This window comes from Lysinibacillus sp. GW823-FHT06C08 (genome assembly GCF_058795135.1).
The window spans coordinates 1,298,485-1,323,160 of the sequence record NZ_JBXAHN010000001.1; the positions used below are offsets into that span (position 1 = coordinate 1,298,485).

The window sequence follows — 24,676 nt, forward strand, 5'->3', positions numbered from 1 at the left end:
TTGTCAAGATAACAAATAACTTGTCTTAAAACAATTATCATTTGACAACAAAAATCGAATCCATTATTATTTAGTTATCAAATGATAAGTAATGGAGGCGTAGTATGAAAACGTTAATTGTCTATACATATCCAAACCATAAGAGCTTAAATTATGCATTTTTACAGGAAGTAGTGAAGGGGTGTCAAGAGAATCCTGCCATTGAAGAGATACAGCTACTAGATTTATATGAAGAAGAATTCGATCCTCGTTTAATTTTCCATGAGCATAAACGACGTCGGGATATGTATCGTGATCCGCAATTGGAAAAGTACCGTCAACAGCTGACATGGGCAGATCAAATTGTATTTGTCTATCCAATATGGTGGGGGAGACCGCCCGCTATGCTGTTAGGCTATATTGATCAACTGTTTGCATCAAATTTTGCGTATCGGGATACAAAGGGATTATTTCCAGAGGGACTCTTAAAAGGAAAGTCAGTTGTTTGTGTGTCAACGATGAAAGGGCCGACCAAATATCCACTGCTTTGGCTGAATAATGCTCATAAAATTTTGATGAAAAGAGCGTTATTTAGCTTTGTAGGAATGAAGAAAGTGAAGTTTTTTGAGTTTGGAAACATGGAGAGTAAAAAAGGGCAGCAACAGCGAAAGTTGAACAAAGTTTATCAGTATTTTAGAAAGGTTGCTTACTAATAAAAAAACTCGTGCAGACATCCTTAATCGTTTGCACGAGTTTCTGTAGTATCGATGGGCAATGTAATCAAAAAGGCTGTAAATTTTCCAAGCTTGCTTTCGACGGCGATAGTTCCATGGTGCATATCAATAATTTTTTTGACGATGGCTAAACCGAGACCACTTCCTCCATTTGCGGCAGTCCGTGATTGATCGGCCTTATAAAATCGTTCAAATATATGCATTTGCTGCTCTTCGGATAGCCCAATACCAGTATCTTGCACAATGATGGTAATGGTATCGAGATGTTGTGTCATAGTTAAAGTGATTGCACCTCTGTCGGATGTGAATTTAATGCTATTCGTTAGCAAATTCATCCAAACTTGATTCAGTAAATCTTCATCTGCTGTAATCGTTATATTGTCTAAATGGAGATCAAAATCTAGTTGTTTAGCTACCCAATTTGGTTCAAGAGCCAAAATGACATTCCGCAATTGTTTATCCAATCGATAGGTTGTCGTTTCAAATGGATGATGCTGTGATTCTAAGGAAGTAAGCTTCAGCAAATTATCACTAATCTTTGATAACCGATTACTTTCCAATTCAATAATTTCTAAGTAATGTTGACGCTTTTCTTCAGGTAGATGAATGTTCTTAAGAGCCTTCGCAAAGCCATTAATAGATGTTAAAGGCGATTGAATCTCATGGGAGACGTTTGAAATAAATTCCTGTCGCATTCTTTCAAGTTCTCCTAATTCAACAGCCATATGATTGATGCCATGGATTAATTGTCCAAATTGGTCTTCCTTATTGCCTTTTACATCTAATTGGATATTAAAATCCCCTTTTGCCATTTGTCTTAATGCTTCAACAATAGCGTCCCAGTAATTCCGTTGTCGATTGAGCCCAATTAAGAAGATAATAGCGGCCGAACAGGCAAAGAGCACAAAAACACCAAGGACGGTGCCTAATTGCTGCCAAAAATCATGGGGTTCTGTACCTAACTGACCATATAGCCATCCTGTTGCATGATAAGAAATAAAGGCAAATAGTGTATTCGTAATGAGAAAGAGGAATAGAACAAATAGAATTCTAACAAAGAATTTTCGTTTTCTCATAATGCTAGTTCCAGGCGGTAGCCAAGACCACGAATGGTGCGGATGGCAAAGCCGCTAATCTCCTGAGGAAAACGCTCACGTATTCTTTTAATATGGACGTCTACTGTGCGTTCGTCTCCTTCATAATCATAGCCCCAAATTTCTTCAATCAATTGTTCACGAGAAAATGTTTTGCCCACATAGCTCGCTAATGTAAATAATAATTCGAATTCCTTTAACCGAAGGACAATGATTTCTCCGTTCAGATCAACTTCATGTGTATGTCGATCGAGTTTAACATTGCCAGCTTCTACTACTTGAGAGAGAGCAATACGATATCTTTTTAATATCGATTTAACACGCACAATTAGCTCGGCAGGTTCAAAAGGTTTTACCAAATAATCATCTGTCCCTAAATGGAAACCCTTGACCTTTTGAGCGGTTTCTCCTTTAGCAGTAAGCATAAGAATAGGGAGATCTGTGTTGTATGAGCGAATTTCCTCACATAAAGCCCACCCATCCATGTTTGGCATCATGATATCCATAATCACCATATCTACCTTTTCAGAGGCTAACTTGGACAGTGCATCGACACCGTCCGTCGCCTCAATAACATCTAAACCTTCATTTTGTAGAAATACTTTTACTAATTCTCGAATATGGGCATCATCATCTACCATTAATAGTTTGGTCATCTAAACAATTCCCTTCGTTAGTCCTCTTTAATTCGTAATTGCTGCTTGGCAAACTCACGATACATGGCATGCGTCTCAAAGAGTGATTCATGTGTACCACAACCTGTAATATGTCCTTTTTCTACAAATAGTATTTGATCGGCATCGACTACCGTCGAAAGACGGTGAGCAATAACTAAAGTTGTGCGACCTTGCATTAAATTATCTAACGCCTTTTGTACATAAATTTCTGACTTACTATCTAAACTTGATGTAGCTTCATCGAGCATTAAAATTTGTGGATTCCGTAGTAGCGCTCTGGCAATAGAAATACGCTGACGTTGCCCCCCTGAAAGCTTGATGCCTCTTTCGCCTACTTCTGTGTCAAACTTATCGGGAAGATCGTTAATAAATTGATCAGCATAAGCCATTTTAGCTACTCTTTCTAGCTCATCATCCTGCACTTCACGGTCAACACCATAGCAAATATTTTCTCGAATTGTTCCTGACAGCAGGGCACTTTCTTGAGCCACATAGCCAATTTGACTACGCCATGAGTGAAGTGAAAATGTCTCGATTGGCGTTTCTCCTAGCGTAATATTACCGCTAGTTGGCTGGTAATATCGTTCTAACAGGGAGAATGTGGTTGTTTTACCGCCACCACTTGGACCTACAATGGCCGTTACTTTGCCTGGCTCTATTGTGAAGTTAATATCGGATAAAATCGGCTCCTCACCATATGAAAAATCAACATGGTTAACATAAATCGGTTGATCTATTTTTTCAACAGTAATGCCTTCTTCAATATGTTCCTCTTCGTGGTCCAGTAATTCACTAATGCGTTCAGTGGCACCCATTGCTTTTTGAAGTTGCGTAAAGAACATCGTTAATTGTGTCATGGGCATGATGATTTGGATTAAATATAAAATAAATGCCACCATATCACCAGCTGTCAGCTCACCAGAGGAAACGCGCACGCCTCCATAGCCAATAATAGCGACGAGAACTGACATTAGAACGAATGAAATTAAGGGTGAAATAAGCGCATGGATTTTAGCTTCTTTTAAGCCAAAGTTAAAGAGGTTCGTAATGCCCTTTTTCCCACGCTCATATTCTATTTGCTCCGCATTAGAAGCTTTAACCAAACGTGTTTCAGGTAAAACTTGGTTTAATACCGAAGTAAACTTAGCGGTTTCGTCTTGCATCCCTTTAGAAATCACAAACATGCGTTTTCCTAGCAGCATTAAAATAACCATCGCTAGTGGGACAGCGATTAACATCACTAATGTCATTTTCCAATCTAGGAATAAGAGAATGATAATGGAACCGATGATAGAAATAACACCCGATAAACAGTTTGCTAGATGCTCTGTAATGAGCTCCTTTACGACCGCTGTATCATTTGTTACACGACTTAATGTTTCACCTGTATCGTTTTCATCATAATAGGGGATGGGTAAATGCAGTAGCTTGCGCCAAAGTTGATCACGTAATTTTGCTACTACATGTTGACCTACACGATTTAAATAATAGATAGATAATCCACTTGCAATGGCTTGGGCGATAAAAGCAATACCAAGCAAAATGATCTGCCAATAATTAAGCGATTCTAATGAAAAGCCGTCCACTAATTGTTTTGTAAATAATGGGACGATAAAACCTACGCCCGTAGTTGCTAAACTCATAATTAAAGCTATAACTAGGAGCCAAATAGGTGGTTCAGCTCGTTTTACTAATTGTATAAAACGACGCCAATCTGGTTTTTTAGTAGTTTCTTTTGATGTCTCTTGCAAAGAAATAAGCCTCCTTCAATATCGTCAAACAACGTATGTCGTTCCTATGGCTTTTACTATAGCATGTGTTTATGAACTGAATATGAAATGAAATAAAAGGTGATGTGCAATTCATCATCACCTTTTAAATAGGACTAGTCAGCAAACTCATCATGGTATAAAGACTTACCGAGTAGTCGATAAATTCTTAGAGCTAATTGTATTTGTAATAGCTCTTCATAGCTTTTTAAATCGGTCTTTAAAATCTCTTTAATTTTTTCGATACGATAAATTAATGTATTGCGATGAATAAACATTTCCTTAGCGGTTTCGCTAATATTCATATGATAAATAAAATAATTTTCCAATGTAATTAAATAGCTCGTCCCATGTAATAAATCATGCTCAAAGACAGTCCCTAAGCTCTCTAAGAAAAAGTCTTTTAATTGAACCTCATTAATATTCGAATCTAAAAAGTGATAGATGGAGTGATCGGCAAAATGGGCCACTGCTCCGCTTTCCTCGAATCGGTGCATAAGACGGAGAGCTTCGTGTGCCTCGGCAAAGCTTTTATGAACGTAACGAATTTGTTTATATTCTTTTCCAATACCTATCAAAAAGGAAGTTTCTGCTTGATACTGACTTAATAATTGCAGAATTTCCTCAGCATACTGTTTCGTTTCATTAACAGTCATATCTTGCTTACCTTCTTGTTGTCCCACCAACACAATAATTTGCTGGTTTCGATAAAGGCATGTAATTTCACCATTGACGGTACTAGAGTGTTTATAGATTAAATTCATACATTTTTTTGCAATATTATCGGATTCGTACTTTCGAGAAATTAAATCATGATGATCCTGCAGGTTATCACGGATCATAGAGATTACAATACAGTAATATTTATAATGGACATTTAAGCCATGAAGGTCACAGAGCGTTTGAAGCGTCTCGCTAGATGTGATTTTTCCCGTTAATAAATCATCAAAAAACTCCTGTTTGATTTTAAGTCGGACATCCTCAATTTCCTTCTGTTTAATCCTCTCTAATGCCACGATTGTGGAGGCTTGCTCTAAAACAATATAATCAAATTCATTGAGATCATGAACGGTTTGCCAAATGACGATATAGCCGTAAATATAATTGGCTACTGCTACAGGGAGAATTCTGCATTTTACAGTAAGATCCTCTAAATGATAATTTCTTGTAATCAATTTTTGCATCTCATTGAGATCCTTAGGAATGGAATCGATAAATTCCTTTGAAAAAGTCGGACGATTTTTTTTTAGGTCGATGCCATAGGCAAGTGGGACAGGATTGACATCGAGATCAGTGAAATGGAGTAAATTCCAATCCTGATCTAAAAAGATAATAGGATTATTAATGGTTTCCGCTAATTTTGAGGAAATCGATTCGATGCCTCCTCCTTCCAGTGCCACCTTAAACAATGTATTGTGCATATCCAATGATTTTCGATTTAATAAGTCATAGCGACCAGATGCCTTTTCATTAATAATCGATATGACCTTGGATAAGATGTAGTTATAAGGTAACTCCAATAAAGGTAATCCATATTGATTGGCAATATCAATCATGTTTTGAGGTGTTTTTTGGAGATAACGTCTCATTTTAATGACGAGGCCCGCACAATTGACTTTGGACAGTTCTTGGATAATTTTATTTTGTAGTTCTTCATCATCTTGGAAGATATAACCGGTTGTTAATAATAATTCATTCGGTGTTAGCCAATCAAATGCATCGGGATTCTCGATAATGTTCACAAGTGATATTTTATTGTGAATGCCTTGCTCTCCCGCAACAATTTTAATTCCCTCCAAAGCCTTAATTTCTAATAAATCTTTAATTGTTAGCAAATGATTTCACTCCTTTGCCATAATCTTATCACAAAAAATTGTACATATTGCCCAAATCATCTCCATTCTTTTTGGTATTGCTAAACAATGATATATAGGGCATAAGAGAATAAAATAAAGCATGTAAGACGGGAATGTGAAAAAACTAACATTCTCGCGATTCATTTCCCTTTAGTTGAAATGAACAATAGGTCGGGAAAATGGAGGAATGAAAGAAATTGGAAGATACAATTATCATCTCAGAATTTTTAGCGGCAGCTGAAGCGGGAGATATAGATACTTTGCAACGTTTTTTACAACAAGGTGTAGATATTAATGCTCGCAATAAGCAAAAGCGAACAGCCATTTTACTTGCTGCCATGAGCGATCAATTAGAAACGGTGAAATTTCTAATACAAGAAGGGGCAGATATTAACCTTCAAGATCAAATTTGTTTAAATCCATTTTTATATGGCTGTATTAATGGAAAATTAGAGCTTGTGAAAATAATGCTCCAAGCAAACACAGATTTGGAACGTCTAACACGTTTTGGTGGAGTAGGTGTTCACCCAGCAAGTGAGAAAGGATTTGTTGAGGTAGTTCGTGAGCTTGTGACAACGACAGATATTAATGTTAATCATACAAATATTTGTGGTTGGACACCATTAATTGAAGCAATCCTTTTGAATGATGGTGGAGAGAAGCAACAAGAAATTGTTCGTTTATTAGTAGAGCATGGTGCAGACACACAATTAGTCGATCAATATGGAGTGACTCCACTAGCAATCGCTAGAGAAAAAGGATTTACGGCTATTGAAAACATTTTACTAGAAGCTGGGGCAAAATAGTAGCAATCCTACGACTTAAAGAGGTGTACATATGATACACGCTAAATCTGGTGATAACTATTTCCTTCAGCAATTAGTTGAGACGGAGTTTACGGGAACGGTTCATAGTGTATTTAAGCATGCATTAAATATTCGCAGTGCAGCAAATGATGAAATTTTTACTCTTGCAACGAAAGCTATGGATAATGCTCCTAATACGCTTGTCATTGATCTTGATACTTTGGACAATTTGCACATAATCCAAGATGACCAAGTAAGGATGAAGCATCACCAATTATTAATAGAAGATAAATTAACAATTGCGATAGAAACAGCCGCTCTTTGGCAGTGTCATCTACCTATTTTCCCGTTAGACATGGCAACGATAAAACAGAATATCGTTCAAGTGAAACAGTTTATTGATATATATGGGAAAAGTGGGGGGATGAAGCGCAGTGATTCACCAGTTAGTGCATTTGAGGCAGAAACTTCGAGATTGCTAAAAGAGCGCACAGCATTACTCCATGAAGAATTATGTAATCGCCGTTTTGATAATTTTCAGCAGTATGCACTTGATTTAGTGGGCTTGGGGCCAGGGTTAACGCCATCAGGTGATGACTTTTTAGTTGGATTATTGACGGTCATCCATTTAGAACAGAGTCCGTGTTCTATTTATCAGCCATTGTGTGAAAGCGTCATCAAATTGATGAAGCCTTTAACCAATGATATTAGTTACACAACATTGAACAAGGCTGCATATGGACAGGTTAGGGAATCTATTCAAGCACTTGTCTCTGCCATGCTATCTGGCACGGAAGGTGAAGCGATCGAAGCACTGAAAAAGGTACTTGCCATCGGCTCTTCATCAGGTACAGATATCGCCTTAGGGCTTATATGTGGCTTTGAAGCCAATATAAAATTAGGAGGATAATAATGAGTATTAAAGTCGTAATTAAGCGAAACACATATTTTGATTCAGTATCATTGATGTCACTTTCAACAAAAGCGAATCAAATTGAAGGCGTCGAGCAAGCCATTATTGGTATGGGTACAGAAATGAACAAGGGAGTTATTCGCAACGTTGGTTTAATGACTCCTGAAGTAGAAGAAGCAACAGCAGGGGACTTAATGATTATTGTAAAAACTGCTAATGCGGATGAAACAGAAAGCGCTTACTTAGCGGTAGAGGAATTATTTACAAATAAAAATTCAGCACAAGTAAAAAGCGATATTAAATATGCAACGATTGATTCGGCTGCACAAGGTATCCCAGATGCAAACTTTGCTGTCATTTCTGTGAATGGTGCTTTTGCGGTTCGTGAAGCACGCAAGGCTCTTGAGAATGACTTACATGTTATGTTATTCAGCGATAATGTAAGCGTCGAAGACGAAGTGGAATTAAAAACATTAGCACATGACAAAGGCTTATTAATGATGGGTCCAGACTGTGGTACAGCAATCATCAGTAATATAGGGCTTGCCTTTGCAAACGCTGTAAGAAAAGGCAGTATCGGTATCGTTGCAGCATCTGGTACTGGTAGCCAAGAGGTGAGCGTTCGTATTCATGACTTCGGTGGTGGGATTACTCAACTTATCGGTACGGGTGGCCGTGATTTAAGTAAAGAAGTAGGCGGAATTATGATGCTGGATGGTATCCAAGCTCTTGATGCCGATGAAGCGACAAAAGTAATCGTTCTAGTATCAAAGCCACCTGAAGCTAGCGTAGAGAAAAAAGTATTAGCACAAATTAAAGAGTGTAGCAAACCTGTAGTTGTTTACTTTATCGGTGGTAATGAAGAAGCAGTAATAGCAGCTGGCGGACATTTCGCTAAAACGTCTAAAGAAGCAGCGTTACAAGCGGTATTACTTGCTGGTATTGATGAAGCAGGCATTAACAAACGTGCACTGAACCTTCCATTAATTGAAGAAGTTCGTGCTAAATTATCACCAGAGCAAAAATATATCCGTGGATTATTCTGTGGTGGAACGCTTTGTGATGAATCTATGTATCTAGCAATGGAAAAATTCGATCATGTATATAGCAATATCCAAAAAAATCCTGACTTCCTATTAAGAGATATTAATGTGAGCCAGGAACATACTTTCATAGACTTTGGGGATGATGACTTTACTAACGGTAAACCGCACCCAATGATTGACCCATCTTCTCGTATTGAGCGTTTCTTACAAGAAGCAAAAGATCCATCGGTTGGTGTCATTGTAATGGACTTCGTTTTAGGCTTCGGTTCACATGAAGATCCAGTTGGTGTTATGCTTCCGGCTATTGTTGAGGCTAAACAATTGGCAGAAAAAGAAGGCAGACACTTAGAGATTATTGGATATGTTCTAGGAACAGATTTAGATAAACCAAGTTTAGAAGAGCAAGTGAAAAAATTAGTCCATGCAGGTGTGACACATGCAAGCAGCAGTACAAATGCAGGCTTACTGGCTAGAGAAATGGTTTTGAAAGGAGATCATCATGAGTAAGATTAATGAACTTTTTACTAGTAAAATCAACGTAATTAACGTAGGTATTGAACTTTTTAACAATGATATTTTAGCGCAAAATGCGAGTGCTACACACTTAGAATGGTCACCACCAGGTGGAGGGAAACCAGAAATAATCTCGGCACTAAACAAAATCGATAAAACTGAATTGGCTGAAAAAATTGAAGCAGCAAACCGTCTTGCAGTCGAAAAAATTGTTAACTCTCAACCGGTTCTAATTGGTTTCGACCAAGCAATTAATGTAGTACCAGGCATGACGAAGAAAACAATTTTACACGCTGGCCCTCCAATTACATGGGAAAACATGAATGGTCCAATGAAAGGTGCCGTTATGGGAGCTATCATTTTCGAAGGCTTGGCAAAGGATCTTGAGGAAGCGGCGGAAGTTGCAGCATCAGGAGAGATTGTATTCTCACCATGTCATGAGCATAACGCTGTAGGATCTATGGCTGGTGTTACATCTGCCTCCATGTTTGTGCACATTGTTGAAAATAAAACATACGGTAATCGTGCATTTACAAACTTAAGTGAGCAAATGGCTAAAGTTTTACGTATGGGTGCAAACGATGACAGCGTTATTGATCGTTTAGTATGGATGCGCGATGTTTTAGGACCAATTTTACGTGACGCTATGAAGCTCAATAAAGAGGGGATCGACCTTCGTTTAATGCTCGCACAAGCACTTCATATGGGGGATGAGTGTCATAACCGTAACAATGCAGGTACTGCTTTACTCATTCAAGCTTTAACACCTTATATTTTAGAAACAGATTACCCTGTTGAACAGAAACGTGAAGTATTTGATTTTGTAGCAAGTAGTGAGTATTTCTCAGGTCCTACATGGATGGCTTGTTGTAAATGTGCATTAGATGCTGCACACGGTATTGAGCACAGTACGGTTGTGACAACAATGGCACGTAACGGTGTAGAATTTGGTGTTCGTATTAGTGGGATGGCAGGTAACACATGGTTCACTGGCCCTGCACAACAGGTTATCGGACCAATGTTTGCTGGTTATAAGCCAGAAGATTCAGGTCTAGACATTGGAGATAGTGCAATTACTGAAACATACGGTATCGGTGGTTTCGCTATGGCTACTGCACCAGCAATCGTTGCTTTAGTAGGTGGAACAGTGGATGAGGCAATTGGTTATTCACGCCAAATGAAAGAAATTACGACAACTGAAAACCAAAACATTACTATTCCATTATTAAACTTCATGGGAATTGCTACTGGTATTGATATCCGTAAAGTAATTCAAACTGGCATTCTTCCAATTATTAATACAGCGATCGCACACAAAGACGCGGGTATTGGTATGATTGGTGCCGGTATTACTCACCCTCCAATGGAAGCTTTTGAGAAAGCATTAATCACAATTAGTGAGAAGTGGGCTTAAGCCCGCTTCCTATAAGTAGGAGGAGCTTTAGATGGAACATGCAAAAATTGAACAGTCCTATCAAGACTATAGAGCACTAGGCTATTCGGAAGAACTATTACCAAAGGGTCCTCAGGAAAGAGACTGGGGAATCACTAACTACATCACAGTTTGGATGGGTGCAGTTCACAATATTATGTCTTATATGACGGTTGCAGGATTTTTTATCTTGGGATTATCTGTTAATCAAGTTTTCTTAGCCATCATGCTATCAGCAGTGATTGTTTCTGCAGGCTACGCCTTAAATGGATATTCTGCCTCTAAATATGGTATACCATTTGCCATATTATTGAGAGATACATTCGGAGTAAAGGGTTCCATTATTCCAGCGTTATGTCGTGGATTAATTGCTGGGGTTGTTTTCTTTGGTACAACCACAGTAGTGGGGGCTCAATCTCTAAATGTTTTATTCACTAGATTTATTCCGAACTATATGTCTATTGGTGGGGACTTTACTCTTTTTGGCTTAGATGTTCCGACAATGATTTCTTATAGTATTTTATGGGTAGTTACAGTTTTACTATTTTTAGGCGGTATGAATATGCTCACTGTTTTTGGGAAATATTCTTCACCAATCGTTTATATTTTCATCATTGGCGCAGCGATTTGGGCAATCAATATTGCTGGTGGTATCGGTCCAATTTTAGAATACACACCGGCAACAAAAATGGAAAGTCCGCTAGTATTTATTGCTTGTGTCAGCGCATTGGTATCCAATTGGGCTGGTCCAATTGTTAATATTGCAGATTTTACAAATAGAGCTAAGTCACCAAAAGCTATGGTCTATGGTTTATCTATTGGCATGATCGGTTCGTATCTACTATTTGCCATCACTTGTATTAGTTTAATAGCTGGGACAGAAATTGCATTCGGACAACCAATTTTTAATATTGTCGATGCAATCGATAAAATCCAAAATCCATTTTCTGTTATTGTATTAATTTTAGCATTAAATGTTGGGGCAACTTCATTTGTCGTATTCGGTAATTTACTACCATCAGGATTACAAATGACAACGTTATTCCCTAAAGTATTTACAGTAAAAACAGCAGGAATTTTAACAGCCATTGTTGGAACAATGATTTTGCCTTGGAAACTAGTATCTAGTACAGAAACTTTATTCTTCTTCTATAGTTTTATCGGCTCTATGTTTGGTCCAATTGCAGGCATTATGTTGTCTAGTTTTTATATCGAACGTAAACGTCGAATTGAGTTATCTACAATTTATGTGGAAGACGGTAACAATGGGGCTTATAAATCTGGCTATAACATCGTAGCATGTGTCGTGCTATTGATTAGTTTTATGCTACCAATGTCAGGTGCTTTCCTTAAAGGTGTGCCTTTCCTAGTGAAGCTAAATGATTTCGCCTTCTTTAGCGGACTAATCGTATCGTTCATTTTATATACAGTGTTATATCGATTTAATAACCAAAAAATTCAAAATAATGTGGAAAATGAAGTAGGGGTGTAGTTGTGAGTAAATTAGTAATTGTAGCAATCGGAGGCAACTCGTTAGTAAAAGATAGCGGTAGTGAATCTATTCATAGCCAGCAGGAAGCTGTTGCTCAAACTGTCGAACATATTGCAGATATGATTCAAGAAGGCTATAAAGTGGTTGTCACTCATGGCAATGGTCCTCAAGTAGGTTTTACGCTACAAAGAAGTGAAATTGCTAATGAAATATCTGGCATGCCAGCGGTACCTTTAGTGAACTGTGTTGCCGATACACAAGGCGGAATTGGCTATTTAATTCAACAAGCCCTAATCAATGAACTGGCGAAGCGTCAAATTAATAAAAAGGTAGTTAGTGTGATTACACAAGTGGAAATCAATGAAAATGATCCGAACTTTGTTAATCCTACTAAGCCAGTAGGTTCATTCTTTACGAAAGAGCAAGCGGACGCTATGTTAGTGGAACATCCAGATTGGAAAATGATAGAAGATTCAGGACGCGGTTATCGTCGTGTGGTGCCTTCACCACTACCAATTGATATTGTGGAAAAGGATGCAATCAAATCACTTATTGACAATGACTATGTAGTCATCGCGGTAGGCGGAGGCGGTATCCCAGTGATTAGAAAAGAAAACAATATCTACGAAGGTGTAGATGCTGTTATTGACAAAGACTTTGCAACAAGTCTGTTAGCAGCTCAAGTAAATGCGGATTCATTAATTATTACAACAGGCGTTCCACGAGTATTCATTAACTTTGGGAAGCCAGAACAACAAGCACTTGAAGAAATTACAATTGAAGAAACAAAGAAACATGTTTTAGACAATCAATTCCCACCAGGAAGTATGCTACCAAAAATCGAAGCAAGTTTGAGCTTCTTAGAAAATGGTGGTCACCGAGTTATTATTACAAATCCTGAGAGTCTAAAAGAGGCAATCAATAATCAGGCGGGTACTCATATTATAAATTAACATAGGGGGAATCACGGTATGGATTATATTCAATTAGCAGTTGACAAAACTAAAGACGGTATCGATCAAAATATTGGTGGACCTTTTGGTGCAACGATTGTAAGAGGTGATGAAATCATCGCTGTTGTCGGAAATACGATGATGCGTGATACAGACATAACTGCACATGCAGAAATAGTAGCTATTCGCGAAGCTTCTAAAAAGCTTGGCACAATGGATTTATCCGATTGTGTCATCTACGCAACATGTGAACCATGTCCGATGTGTGTTTCAGCAATCATTTGGTCAGGAATTAAAGAAGTGCATTATTGCAATACAGCAGAAGATGCTCATGTACATGGCTTCTCTGATATGCATATACGTGATTACTTAACTGGAAAAGATAAAAGTGTGCTAAACATGCATAAAATGGAGACGCCAGAAGAATGTGATGCACTATTCCATCATTTCAATAACAAAATGGCTAATAGCAAATAATAGCCTATGATCAAGATTAGAGTAGGGATCTCGTTTTCGAGAATCCCTTTTCTACTTTTCATCCAATAAGCATGAAATAATTGGTACAATTAAAATAGATACAGGGCAAAAGCAAATTTGGTTTGATTTTCATCTTCGTAATTCTTAAGAAGGAGTTGTTTACATGGTTGGCAAAGAACGTTATCAACAATTACTAAATAAAATGAATCAATATAATTCAGGTGAGAAAGGAATTACGAGAGTTGCTTATACAAATGAAGAGCAGGCTTGTTTACATGCCTTCATTCGTTTATGTAAAGATGAACATCTTCAAATTCATATTGACCCATGTGGAAATCTTATTGCTCGAAGAGAAGGTAAAGTACCAGGATTACAGCCTGTAGTCATGGGCTCTCATTTAGACACAGTTTATCAAGGTGGAAAGTATGATGGAGTTGTTGGCGTAACGGCAGCCCTAGAAGTAATCAAACGATTAAATGAGAAGTCAATCGTGACCAAGCATCCAATTGAAATTATTGCATTTGCCTGTGAGGAGTCTTCTCGTTTTGGTGTATCAACGGTCGGCAGTAAAGCAATGGCAGGGCTTATAGATAAAGAAAAATATCGTCATCTCGTAGATCGCGATGGCATTTCCATGGAACAGGCTTTTGCCCACTGTGGGCTAGATTTTAGTAGTGTGGATCAGGCAAATAGAGCAGGGGAAGGTTTCCATGCCTTTTTTGAGTTACATATTGAGCAAGGTCCAATGCTAATTAGCTATGAGAAAAAAATTGGAATTGTTACGGGGGTGGCGGCACCAGTCCGTTTATTAATGACATTAAACGGGAAAGCCTCCCATTCAGGTACAACACCGATGAATATGAGGAAGGACGCACTTTTAGGGGCATCAGAATTGGCATTAGAATTGGAGAAAGCAGCGATAGCCGAGCAAGAGTTTGGAACAGTGGCAACAGTAGGTATTTTAGACGTTGTTGCAGGATCCATGAACGTTGTCCCAGGACAGGTGGAGCTTACAGTCGACATTCGTTCCTCCTCAGTACAATCAAGGGATCGAGTTCTTCAGCAATTCTATACTGCCATCGCAAATGTCCAACAAAAGCGACTGCTTGCTATTGACTATAAAGTCATTAGCTCGGAGGAGCCTGTCCTACTTTCACATAGTCTAATGAAAGGGTTGGAAAGTATTTGTATAGATAAAAATCTCTCCTATCAATATATGCAAAGTGGTGCGGGACACGATTCAATGAACATGATTAGACTCGGACCAGTTGGCCTTATTTTTATCCCATCAGTGGACGGCTTAAGTCACCATCCTGATGAACATACAGACCTTGAAGATATTTTATTAGGCATAGAAGTTTTAGAAGAAGCGGTTTTAAGATCCGCTATAATTATCTAGCATGATGCGTGATAGACAATAGCGGGAGCATGGTTTGTCGTTCAGGCATGTAATACCTATTTAATTTCCTAAGCTGATGCGTATGCGGTGACAGCTAATCGTCAGTAGAAACTCGGGTAAAAGAACGAATACTAAAGCGACACACCTTAAAATGACTGGACAAGATTCTAGGAATGAAGGAAATGAGGTCATTCGAAGAAAGACGACTTTTAATTATGTAGTCGTCTTTTTCGTATGAATTTAATGGGTAGCATGGGGCTTCTGATTACCAATTTTTAATTGGATCATGATCATGACGATTACGATTATCATCATGCCTATAATGGCAGCTGTAAAGTTCCCTGTGTAATCTCTTACAAGGCCCACAAATAGGGGGCCAAGAGCAGCAAATACGAAGCCGACAGATTGGGTCATAGCCGCTAAGAAACTAGCTTCTTGGATATCTTCGGCTTCATCTATTGGTAAAGTTAATCCTAATGAGAATAAGCCACCTGCCCCAATGCCAATAAGGACACTGCTTAGCCAAGGGTTAATGGAAAATAGCAGCATTGATAAACCGATTAATTCAAGTAATGAACAAGCTACTAGCCAAACAGCTCGATGCTGGAAGCGGTTATTTAAAATAGGGACTAAAAACGTTGCAGGCATTTGGGCAACCGTTAATAGGGTGAGCATCATTCCGGCATCATGTTTGCTATAGCCCATTTGCTCAGCTATTGGTGGTAACCAGGCCATAATCGTATAAAACATGAAGGCCATTAAACCAAAAAAACCTGTTAATAGCCAAGCTTTTTCACTTGTTAAAATTTGCTTGATAGAGATGGTATTTTTATTACCTGTAGTACTTGTCGAGTGTGTTTTCCGCTCGATAGGCTTCCACCAAAAAAACAAAGCGATGATCGCAAGTAAAGCCCAGGAAGCTGCAGAGATTTGCCAAGAATGAAAAATGGTGCTTAATGGGATGGATAGACCTGAACCTAAGGCAGCCCCTACAACTAAAGCGAGTGAATAAATACCGACGATACGAGAAGGGTTTGCAAACTTTGCTTTAATAAAACCTGATAGTAATGGACCAACAATGGCAATACCAATACCCGCAAATAGGGCTGTAACGTGCATGACCCAGGCAGAGTAAGCAAAGTACCTTGAAGTGGTTGCAAGCCCAATTAATATGAGGGAATAGGCAATCGCTCGTTCAATACTCCAACGATTAGCGAGCTTGAGCGCGATCGGTGCAAATAACCCCATACATAAGACAGCTAATGACGTTAATAAACTAGCGCTTGCCGCACTCATATGCAATGATTCTCGGATAGTTCCTAACAAAGGTGAAACGGAAGTAATGACAGGTCTTAAATTTAAAGAAGCCAAAATAATGGCCATGATAGGTAAAATCGTTTGCTTCATTTTCATGCTATATCAACTCCGTAAGTTTGAATAAATAAATCCTAAGTTGAAGTCTATAACAACATAAATGATTGGACAATACTATTATTACTATTACAATGATAGATACAAACTATGATTGGTTGTGATTCATATGGAAATACGTCATCTACACTATTTTATGGCAGTCTGTGAGGAGCTACATTTTACAAAAGCGGCTGAAAAGCTAGGTATTTCTCAACCAACGTTAAGCCAGCAAATACGGGTGCTTGAGGATGAGCTAGGAATGCCGTTATTTGATCGTATTGGCAAAAAAATAGTGGTGACGGAGGCTGGTGCCTTATTGTTTACCTATGCTACTGCAATGCTTAATACACTACAAAATGTCAAAGGTGCTATTAAAGATTTACAAGAGGTTCAAGGTGGTCAAATACGTGTTGGTATTATGCCATCTGATTTAGACTATCGAATTACACAACTTGTCATTGATTTTCATCAAAAATTCCCTAGGGTAAAGCTTACAATCCTTGCTTCTATCGATATTATGAGGCAAGTTCTTGAAAATGAAGTGGATATAGGTATTGGGACGAATGTTGAGCCCCATGATCGTTTAGTCATTATTCCTTTACGAAAGGAGGAGTACGTTGTAACGGTTTCAAAGGAGCATCCATGGGCGCATCGAGAAGCGGTCACTATTGCTGAATTAAAAGACCTTCCATTGGTCATGTATCCTGAAGGCTTTTTAGGAAGAGAAATAGTCGAAGAGACAGTGAAAAAGCATGGTTTCCAGCTCCATACTATTCTTGAAACAAGCTCTGTTACGTCAATTATGAATCTAGTACGCGCAAATATAGGAGCTACGGTGCAGCCCTATCCATTAATTCAGCAAATGAATGATTCAGATTTACGTATCATTCGTCTAACAGACGCTATTCCTAGTCGAAGTTTGTCAATTATTTACCGAGTGGATCGCTATGTAAGTCACGCCACCACAGCTTTTATAGAACAAATAAAAGCATATTTAAAAGAATAAGGATTTTGAAAACTTCCTAAAAATATAAGTTCCTTTTTTGGGGGAGTTCCCATATACTAATTATAAACCGACAGACGGTCTAAAGAGTGTGGTATAAGTTTTAGTCACAACGAACATCCAAACTTATTGCTACACTTTTTTTATACAAAAATAATGACCGACAGTCGGTCTATTAAAGGGGAGACAGTACATGGACACATTCGTAAAGGAAAAAGGATTTTCGAAAGATTTTAAAATTCTTGTATTTGGTCAGATTATTTCTATTTTAGGTTCTGCCTTATTAAGGTTTGCGCTATCACTTTTTGTTTTAGATATGACGGGCAGGGCCGATCTTTTTGCCGTGCTATTTGCCATTTCAAGCATACCTATTCTTCTTACGCCATTCGGTGGTGCCCTTGCCGATCGTTTTAATCGACGGCATTTAATGGTGTTATTTGATGTTATTAATAGTGTCGTTGTCTTGATATTCTATCTCACATTATGGACTGAATATCATTCAGTGTTAGGGATAGGCGTAGTTATGGTGCTCCTGTCCATCATTAGCGCTATGTATTCACCTGCAGTCATGGCTAGTATTCCGTTATTAGTAAGAGAACAGCATCTTGAGCAGGCAAATGGAATCGTGAATGGGGTGCAGGCTTTGGCTGGTGTTGCTGCACCAGTACTAGGTGGAATTCTTTATGGGTTACTAGGCATCAAAATTCTGGTCCTTGTAAGTGGTCTATTATTTTTCGTTACAGCCATCGTAGAAATGTATATGACTATTCCATTTGTAAAACGAGATGATGATGGACAATTAGTTATGACGTTATTCAAGGATATAAAAGAAGGATTTACATATGTTGTGAAGCAATCCTTTATTTTAAAATGTACGGTACTGGCCGCCTTATTAAATTTATTATTTACGCCGCTCTTTATCGTAGGAGTACCGATCGTCCTTCGTGTCACGTTAGAAGTAAGTGATTCGTTGTACGGAATAGGGATGGGCATTATTGATTTTGCAACCATACTTGGTGCATTATCGATGGGCTATTTCGCAAAAAAGCTCCAAATTAACAGGCTATATATTTGGGTATTGGTGACTGCTTTTTTGGTGATTCCTATGGCCATTGCTGTCATTCAGCCCATGCTTCAAATAGGCTATTATGCTTCATACTTATTATTTACCGGTTGTGCGCTTGTGATGGCGATGATGATGACGATCATTTCAATCTACGTAATGACACTTGTGCAAAAGGAAACACCCAATGAAAATTTAGGGAAAGTCATGGCGATCATGATGGCTGTTTCACAATGCATGGCACCTCTTGGGCAAATGGGCTATGGACTGTTGTTCGAGATCTTTCGTGCCAACCTCTTTATACCGATTTTAATGATTTGTGTTATGATGCTGCTTTTGGCGCTACTCACGCATAGATTATGGCGTATACATGCTTGAACACAAAAAAACTACCACTTAAACGGTAGTTTTCTTTGTGTGATTGGCTTGCTAAAATCTTCTAGGTCTACGAGGTCTAGGTCTATTTGTATCAGTGCGTGTAGATGGAGTTGGGAAAAGCAGGATGGGCCTATGTTGATCATTATTTCCTATATGTGTAGTCTCCTCTGCTAGTGAATCCACAATTTCTTCTTCCTCCGTGAAAGGAATTTGAGAAGCATTTAATAATGGTGCGGGTGACTCATTATGATGTGTCGTACTAGTAGTATTTGTCGTAGGGGTAGGGGCTGTCGTAGTACTAGTAATAGTAGCCTCATGATGGGTAGGCTGTTCTATTTCAGCATGCGGCTGTTGAACAGCGTGGACATCCTTCATTACAAGAATAGGTCGCATCATATCATGGTCCTCGTGCTCAAGGAAGTGACAATGCCACATGTAATTCCCCACATGATCCTTCCATTGCATAATAATTTTCGTAACTTTGCCAGCATCCACTTTGACCGTATCTTTCCAACCACGCTCATAGTCCCGAGGCTCCTCTGGTGGTCCTGTAAACGATACGATTCCTTCATTTTGATAGAGTTCTAAATCAAATGGCCGACGTTCAAGAATTTTAAATTGAATGAGATGCAAATGAATAGGATGTATAAAAGGCGTAGTATTAATAAAACTCCAAACTTCAATACTATCTAAGGAAGGTTTTTCTGTCGCTGGGTCGTGGTACATTCGGTTGTTCAATAACAGCATAGGTCTTCCAAATTCATCTGTTGTTGCTGTCAAAGGTAACTGTCTATCGATATGTGCATGATGTGGATGTAAATCCATTGTGACTGCCAGTCTCTCGGGAATTTCACTCGTATCCTCATATTTTAAGGGAAGTGATACTTTAAATTGCATAATGACGTTCGTATGCTCATCGATAAAATCTGTATCTGTGTTGAGTAAGGTGATTTCCTGTCCCTCGCAAGCTGAAAAATCGATGATGATATCTGTGCGTTCAGCAGGTAGCAGCTCTACAGATTGAATCGCTTGAGGCGCTGATAAAAAACCGCCATCTGTGCCTATTTGCATCATAGTCTGCTCATTTGACAAGCTGATGACATAGCCTCTTCGATTGGAGCCATTCAGGAACCGAAATCTATATTTACGAGGCTCAACATCTAAAAAGGGCCAAAGCTTTCCATTGACTACAATGGTGTTACCTACGAAGCCAGGGGTAATCGAAGGATGTACAGTAACTGGGAATGGTGGTTCATCAGGATAAAATAAAGAGCCATCCTCATTAAATGATTTATCTTGAATTAAAATAGGATATTCGTATTCTCCACATGGTAAATTGGAACGTTCCTCCAGGGCATCTCTTAGTAAATAGAAACCTGCCAAGCCTGCATAGACATTTAAACGTGTTAAAGCCATAGCATGGTCATGGTACCACATTGTAGTACCAGGCTGGTGGTTCGTATATTCATGGATTTCTTTATTAAATTTTGGACCAGTATGTCGATAATCTCTTGTGTACCATGCCTCTGGATGACCGTCGCTCTCCCAATCCACATTAGCTCCATGTAAGTGAGTGACGGTTCTTACCTCTTGGGAATCGTTGGCGGCATGTAGTGTAAAATCCACTGGTAAAAAGTGCTGTAGTGGTAATTGATTTCTATATTTAACGTAAATCGGTTTATCTTTCGTCGCTTCTATAGTTGGTCCTGGATAAAGTCCGTTGTACCCCCATATTAATGTATTAGGAAAATGCTTGTGAAAGCGGTGCTCGCCCTCCATCATGACTAGCTCGTAATAATCATGTTTCTTTTGTCCTCTACAGTACTTTGGTTTTGCTGTCACCGGCTTCTGTAGAGCATCTACAAATTTTGGAATGGTAGCTGGATCAGAAGGGTTAATTGGTAAACTCAAAACATCACATCCCTTTTCAATTACTTAACATGCCTAGTTATCACATCATATGGGTAAAAACAACAGTTGACTGGGACAAAAATGGAGAAAAATGTGTAATAGTATAAAAATTTAATGGGAGGGGAAAACAAAAGGACATTCAATAGCTGTCTTATAAAAGTTTTTTTGAAATCGAGGTAATAGTTGGTATATTGCTAAAAAGTCGGCCGAAGTAAATAGATATGTCTTATAATTGTTACAGAACAAAGTGAAGGATTAAATAGGGGCTTGGAAAAGTGGTGAGACAGTGGTGTTAACATTAGAGGAATTAAATAAGACAATCATGGAAATGCGCATAAAGGGGTATTTAACAGATGCGCTGAAACTGGCAGATCAGGGTCTTTTAGTAGCTTTAGAGGGAAACAACTATGAATATGTATTGGACTTGTACTATCAGAAAATTTTAGTACATCATTCTTTGGGCGATACGCTAGCCATTGTCAGCCTTATTTTCGAGTATGAGGCTATTTGTGAAAAATATGGTACTAGCAAAGATTTGATGCATTATTATTTGGTTATGTCGTTAATATACGATATGGTAGGAATCCGTGAAAAAACAGCAGAGATGACGAAAAAGTCAATTGCTTATGCTCAAGAATTACAAGATTTTATGATGCTTGTTCGTTGTCATAATAATTTATGCTATATAGAGGTAGAGAAGGGCTTTACGAAGGAAGCCCTTCAAGCGGGGTTGTTAGCAAGAGAATATAATAAAACGCTATATGAGACACAGCCAGATTTAGCAAGATTATTAGATATTCGCATCAATAATAATTTAGCAGATGTGTATATTTTGGAAGGGGATTTTTTAGCAGGAAAGGCATTGCTTGATGACTCATTAACTTCAAGCATAATTTCTCAACATAAACCTGAAAAAGTAGCAGCTTTGTTTGGCTATGGCTTTTTATATGAAAAGCAGCACAAGCTTGAGGAAGCGGTGCAATATTATCAACAAGCAATAGATCTAGCCAAATCCTATGGTGATAAGCCCATTACGAAAAAAGTGATGCGCTTATTGTTAAATGTCCTGTACCAATTGAATTGGCGAGATGAAATTTTTGATGTCCAAAAAGATTATATTGACCTTTCGGAACAGATGAGCGTTGATAATTTACTACAGCAAGTGTTGAATTTGGAATTTAAGCGTCAAAAAGAGAGATTAGAAAGAAAAGCACATTATGATCCATTAACAGGTGTTTTGAATCGCCACTTTCTAGATTACGAGCTAGATGAATGGTTACATGCTGCCAAAATGGCGGAATCCTATGTATGTATTACAGTTCTTGATATTGATAATTTTAAATTATTTAATGATACGCATGGACATTTGTTTGGCGATCGAGTTTTACAGCTTTTAGCTAATGGCTTGAGGGAGTTTTTGCGGGAGGAAGACGTAAAAATTATCCGTTATGGAGGGGATGAATTCATTATCTGTATACGCCATCCACAAAAGGATTACATGAAAGCACTTGTCCAAAATACACACGCTCATTTGCTTACGTTAACATTAGAAAAAGACCAGAAAAGCTATCCATTAAAGGTCAGTATGGGAGCTTGTATGAATGATCGAAAAAATTATCATTATAATGATTTATTTGATCAAGCTGATCGCTGTTTGTATGAGGCAAAAGATAAAGGCCGTGCCACCAATGTCATCTATGAACTATGATAATTTGAGTGATTCCTATTTACAGTGTTGAATAGGAATTTTTCTCCTGTTTCAGGGAATATTCTTGAGAGAAATTGGAGCGTCATCGCAAATTAGAACGAGGTAAAATGATACGGAATGAAAATTACTGTACCAATCAGTTGAAAACGTTATTCTAGCAACGTACAATATATGAAATTAAGAAACACGACAGCACAAAATTGTTGTATAATGTTGTGGTATGAGGAAAGAAAGCAGGTTGACAAAATGGAATGCAAAATGAATTGTTATGCAGTTAAAAACACACACAAACATCCGCTATGTGTTGTGCCAAAAAGGCACGATATGAAACAACAGGTGAATAGATGAAAAACTGGTTAATTTTCATTTCTGTCTTTATTGTTTCGTTGTCACTTGTCATTAGCATTTTAGTACTCTGGAAAGCCGAGGCTCCGTTCCGTTCAATTGAAGAGCAGGCTGAACAGTTGGCACTCGATGCCAAAGCCCTCGCAATTGTATCGGAGTCCTACACATATAATGGCAAACATTCGTATGTTACTGTGTTCGGGGTAGACGAATACGGTGATAAAAAGGCTGTCTTTGTTCCCACGAATCTAGACAAGGATTCCATTCAGGAAGTGTTATTAGAAGATGGTATTACGGAAAAGCAAGCATTATCGGTTTTTAAAAATGAAGGAAATGTACAAAAGGTCCTCCACATGAAATTGGGCTATGAGGAGCCGGGCGCTGTTTGGGAGATTACATACCTAAACGACCATGACAAACTCAACTATGTCTATATTATGTTTAAGGATGGCGACTGGTGGAAGCGCATTACGAATTTATAAGAGGAGTAGATCCCGGATGAAAAACTTATTAGCAACACGTGTAAAAACTTTAACACCATCTTCAACATTAGCTATTACTGCGAAAGCAAAAGCATTAAAAGAGCAAGGTATTGATGTCATTGGCCTTGGAGCTGGTGAACCAGACTTTAATACACCTCAAAACATTTTAAATGCTGCCATTGATTCAATGGAAAAGGGGTATACAAAATATACACCTGCTGGCGGACTTCCAGTGCTAAAAAAAGCTATTATTGATAAACTACAGCGCGATAATAATCTTACGTATCAGCCAAATGAAGTGATTGTTGGTGTAGGTGCAAAGCATATTTTATACACATTATTCCAAGTTATTTTAAACGAGGGTGATGAAGTTATTATTCCAATCCCTTATTGGGTGTCTTATCCTGAGCAAGTTAAATTAGCGGGCGGAGTACCTGTATATGTTGAAGGTACACGTGAACAAAACTATAAAATTACTGCTGATCAATTAAGAGCTGCTGTGACTGATAAAACAAAAGCGGTAATTATCAACTCACCTAGCAACCCATCTGGTATGATATATTCACGTGAAGAGCTTGCAGAACTTGCTGCAGTTGCAGAAGAAAAGGATATTTTAATCGTGTCAGATGAAATTTATGAGAAGCTTGTATACAATGGTATTGAGCATTTTTCAATTGCACAACTTTCTGATGCAGTGAAAGCACGTACAATCGTTGTAAATGGTGTAGCAAAATCTCACTCTATGACAGGCTGGCGTATTGGTTATGCTGCGGGTGATGCGGACGTAGTGAAAGCAATGACTGACCTTGCATCACATTCAACATCTAATGCGACTACAACTGCGCAATATGCAACTGTTGAGGCGTATAATGGACCACAGGACGCGGTAGAGGAAATGCGCCAAGCATTCGAATCTCGTCTTGAGAAAATTTACCCACAGGTAAGTGCAATTCCTGGCTTCCATGTATTAAAACCACAGGGTGCATTCTACTTATTACCAGATGTAGCAGAAGCTATGGCTCACACTGGCTATGATTCAGTAGACGCATTCGCTGCGGATATTTTAACAGAAGCAAACGTAGCTGTAATTCCAGGCTCTGGCTTTGGTGCACCAACTACTATGCGATTATCTTATGCAACATCTTTAGACTTACTAGAAGAGGCAGTCCGTCGTATTGATACATTTGTAAAATCAAAATGGCAAGACTAATCCCTCTAGACGACTTTGGAGGA

20 protein-coding genes are annotated in these 24,676 nt (G+C 38.4%); 14 read left to right on the plus strand and 6 right to left on the minus strand.

Annotation, left to right across the window (positions count from 1 at the left end; genetic code table 11):
- Positions 1-104: 104 nt before the first annotated feature.
- A complete protein-coding gene (locus AC1Q6O_RS06080) occupies positions 105-692 on the plus strand; it encodes an NAD(P)H-dependent oxidoreductase (RefSeq protein ID WP_090001738.1) in 588 nt (195 codons plus the stop codon).
- 23 nt (positions 693-715) lie between these two features.
- Here the strand turns inward: AC1Q6O_RS06080 and AC1Q6O_RS06085 are convergent, their stop codons facing one another.
- From AC1Q6O_RS06085 to AC1Q6O_RS06100, 4 genes are all read right to left on the minus strand, one after another.
- Positions 716-1,789: a sensor histidine kinase gene (locus AC1Q6O_RS06085; RefSeq protein ID WP_008176540.1), complete on the minus strand. Its 1,074-nt coding sequence runs from the start codon at positions 1,787-1,789 to the stop codon at positions 716-718.
- Positions 1,786-2,463 carry a response regulator transcription factor gene (locus AC1Q6O_RS06090; protein ID WP_008176538.1) on the minus strand — a complete coding sequence of 226 codons (678 nt, stop codon included), beginning with the start codon at positions 2,461-2,463 and terminating at the stop codon, positions 1,786-1,788. The genes AC1Q6O_RS06085 and AC1Q6O_RS06090 overlap by 4 nt, the downstream gene beginning before the upstream one ends.
- Before the next feature lie 17 nt (positions 2,464-2,480).
- Positions 2,481-4,235, minus strand: a complete 1,755-nt coding sequence (locus AC1Q6O_RS06095; protein WP_089985138.1) for an ABC transporter ATP-binding protein — start codon at positions 4,233-4,235, stop codon at positions 2,481-2,483.
- 134 nt (positions 4,236-4,369) lie between these two features.
- Complete coding sequence (locus AC1Q6O_RS06100) at positions 4,370-6,088, minus strand: PucR family transcriptional regulator (RefSeq protein ID WP_008176534.1); 1,719 nt, start codon at positions 6,086-6,088, stop codon at positions 4,370-4,372.
- Positions 6,089-6,306: 218 nt separating this feature from the next.
- Here AC1Q6O_RS06100 and AC1Q6O_RS06105 point away from each other — a divergent pair, with 218 nt between their 5' ends.
- From AC1Q6O_RS06105 to AC1Q6O_RS06140, 8 genes are all read left to right on the plus strand, one after another.
- Positions 6,307-6,915 (plus strand): ankyrin repeat domain-containing protein, encoded by a 609-nt coding sequence (locus tag AC1Q6O_RS06105; protein ID WP_008176532.1) that lies wholly within the window; start codon positions 6,307-6,309, stop codon positions 6,913-6,915.
- A gap of 31 nt (positions 6,916-6,946) precedes the next feature.
- On the plus strand, positions 6,947-7,825 hold the full coding sequence (locus AC1Q6O_RS06110) for an oxamate carbamoyltransferase subunit AllH family protein (RefSeq protein ID WP_008176530.1): 879 nt from the start codon (positions 6,947-6,949) through the stop codon (positions 7,823-7,825).
- 2 nt (positions 7,826-7,827) lie between these two features.
- Positions 7,828-9,381 (plus strand): acyl-CoA synthetase FdrA, encoded by a 1,554-nt coding sequence (gene fdrA / locus AC1Q6O_RS06115; RefSeq protein WP_107921784.1) that lies wholly within the window; start codon positions 7,828-7,830, stop codon positions 9,379-9,381.
- The gene (locus AC1Q6O_RS06120; protein WP_107921785.1) at positions 9,374-10,801 is read left to right on the plus strand and encodes a YlbE family protein; all 1,428 of its coding nucleotides are present in this window, start codon (positions 9,374-9,376) and stop codon (positions 10,799-10,801) included. Before fdrA ends, AC1Q6O_RS06120 begins: the two co-directional genes overlap by 8 nt.
- 31 nt (positions 10,802-10,832) lie before the next feature.
- The gene (locus tag AC1Q6O_RS06125; protein ID WP_107921786.1) at positions 10,833-12,311 is read left to right on the plus strand and encodes a cytosine permease; all 1,479 of its coding nucleotides are present in this window, start codon (positions 10,833-10,835) and stop codon (positions 12,309-12,311) included.
- A gap of 2 nt (positions 12,312-12,313) precedes the next feature.
- On the plus strand, positions 12,314-13,264 hold the full coding sequence (gene arcC, locus AC1Q6O_RS06130; RefSeq protein WP_008176523.1) for a carbamate kinase: 951 nt from the start codon (positions 12,314-12,316) through the stop codon (positions 13,262-13,264).
- A gap of 18 nt (positions 13,265-13,282) precedes the next feature.
- The gene (locus AC1Q6O_RS06135; RefSeq protein WP_008176521.1) at positions 13,283-13,741 is read left to right on the plus strand and encodes a nucleoside deaminase; all 459 of its coding nucleotides are present in this window, start codon (positions 13,283-13,285) and stop codon (positions 13,739-13,741) included.
- A gap of 163 nt (positions 13,742-13,904) precedes the next feature.
- Complete coding sequence (locus tag AC1Q6O_RS06140) at positions 13,905-15,140, plus strand: M20 family metallo-hydrolase (protein ID WP_089985131.1); 1,236 nt, start codon at positions 13,905-13,907, stop codon at positions 15,138-15,140.
- Between the two features lie 240 nt (positions 15,141-15,380).
- On the opposite strand, the gene AC1Q6O_RS06145 is transcribed toward AC1Q6O_RS06140, so the two are convergent.
- Positions 15,381-16,553, minus strand: coding sequence for an MFS transporter (locus tag AC1Q6O_RS06145; RefSeq protein WP_089985130.1), 1,173 nt, complete (start codon positions 16,551-16,553; stop codon positions 15,381-15,383).
- 127 nt (positions 16,554-16,680) lie between these two features.
- On the opposite strand from AC1Q6O_RS06145, the gene AC1Q6O_RS06150 reads away from it, so the two are divergent.
- Positions 16,681-17,559, plus strand: a complete 879-nt coding sequence (locus AC1Q6O_RS06150) for a LysR family transcriptional regulator (RefSeq protein ID WP_089985128.1) — start codon at positions 16,681-16,683, stop codon at positions 17,557-17,559.
- A gap of 190 nt (positions 17,560-17,749) precedes the next feature.
- On the plus strand, positions 17,750-18,997 hold the full coding sequence (locus AC1Q6O_RS06155; RefSeq protein WP_008176514.1) for an MFS transporter: 1,248 nt from the start codon (positions 17,750-17,752) through the stop codon (positions 18,995-18,997).
- A gap of 51 nt (positions 18,998-19,048) precedes the next feature.
- Here the strand turns inward: AC1Q6O_RS06155 and AC1Q6O_RS06160 are convergent, their stop codons facing one another.
- Complete coding sequence (locus AC1Q6O_RS06160) at positions 19,049-20,908, minus strand: multicopper oxidase family protein (RefSeq protein ID WP_107921787.1); 1,860 nt, start codon at positions 20,906-20,908, stop codon at positions 19,049-19,051.
- Positions 20,909-21,194: 286 nt separating this feature from the next.
- Between AC1Q6O_RS06160 and AC1Q6O_RS06165 the strand changes: the two genes are divergently transcribed.
- The 3 genes from AC1Q6O_RS06165 to AC1Q6O_RS06175 all read left to right on the plus strand — a co-directional run bounded on the left by AC1Q6O_RS06165 (position 21,195) and on the right by AC1Q6O_RS06175 (position 24,653).
- A complete protein-coding gene (locus tag AC1Q6O_RS06165; protein WP_043990148.1) occupies positions 21,195-22,616 on the plus strand; it encodes a tetratricopeptide repeat-containing diguanylate cyclase in 1,422 nt (473 codons plus the stop codon).
- A 344-nt stretch (positions 22,617-22,960) separates the two neighbouring features.
- On the plus strand, positions 22,961-23,443 hold the full coding sequence (locus AC1Q6O_RS06170; protein WP_008176506.1) for a cell wall elongation regulator TseB-like domain-containing protein: 483 nt from the start codon (positions 22,961-22,963) through the stop codon (positions 23,441-23,443).
- Positions 23,444-23,459: 16 nt separating this feature from the next.
- Positions 23,460-24,653 (plus strand): pyridoxal phosphate-dependent aminotransferase, encoded by a 1,194-nt coding sequence (locus tag AC1Q6O_RS06175; RefSeq protein ID WP_008176505.1) that lies wholly within the window; start codon positions 23,460-23,462, stop codon positions 24,651-24,653.
- Positions 24,654-24,676 lie beyond the last annotated feature (23 nt).